Source organism: Xenorhabdus anantnagensis (genome assembly GCF_028598555.1).
Classification (GTDB): Bacteria; Pseudomonadota; Gammaproteobacteria; order Enterobacterales; family Enterobacteriaceae; genus Xenorhabdus; species Xenorhabdus anantnagensis.
The window spans coordinates 1-948 of record NZ_JAQRFN010000082.1; the positions used below are offsets into that span (position 1 = coordinate 1).

General features: G+C 43.4%; 1 protein-coding gene and 1 pseudogene. Both read left to right on the forward strand.

Annotated elements, in window-relative coordinates; all coding sequences use genetic code 11:
• Positions 1–602: baseplate wedge 1 family protein (locus PSI14_RS19950; protein ID WP_273577722.1), on the forward strand; the 602-nt coding region annotated here is incomplete at its 5' end.
• Between the two features lie 7 nt (positions 603–609).
• Positions 610–948: pseudogene (locus tag PSI14_RS19955) on the forward strand (hypothetical protein); the annotation flags it as partial.

Genomic DNA, 948 nt, shown 5'->3' on the forward strand with positions numbered 1-948 from the left:
GCCAATACGCCAACAGCCCTACCATCTGCACCATCCTCAACTCATTTAATGAAACCATCGACCCCAGAGCTAATGCTGATGAGTTCTATCATCTGGCGGTTAATGTGCTCACCGCTCAGGGGTTTGGGTTGGATATCTGGGGGAGGATAGTTGGCATTAATCGAGGGCTATCTATCCCTGATCCGAATGTTGATTATTTTGGATTTAATGAAACCAAAAAATATTCACCATTCGACCAATCTCCATTTTATAGCGGATTACATACTGAGTCGTCATACATGATGGATGATTCGACATTCAGAGAAGTGATATTGATGAAGGCCTACGCGAATATTCTGAACGCGACGGCATATAACATCAATGCCTTTCTGCAAGCATCATTCAAGAGCGGTCGGGCTTATTTTTTGCTTACAGGACACATGACCGCGAGATATGTATTTGAGTATCGGTTATCTGAGCTAGAAAAAAATCTCATATATAACCAGCACATATTACCACAACCCTGCGGTGTCAAAATCAGCATAGCCGAACTGCCATTAGGTGAGTTTTTTGGTTTCTATGGCACTGGATTTCAACCATTTGGACAGGCAGCATTTGCATAGGTGAACAATGAAAAACCCTAATTTAATACCAAAACCGTTCGCCCAGAACGGGCAACGAGACGAAATACCCGCTGGCTATAAATCAGATTTACCCGGCCAAAAAGCGACATGGGACACAGGATTTCCACAGATTACGATGATGCCTGTAGCGGCGGGTGGACTACCTCCGAGTGGCAGAGATTTTAACGGCATACTGAACCAGATATCCGATAATATCGTGCATTTATCCAAGGGTGGTAAATACAAATTCTCACCAGAATACGCTGTTTCTATTGGCGGGTATCCTAAAGGTGCGATATTGCAGTCTGATGATGAGACTAGGGAATTTCAGAGTTTAATCGATAAT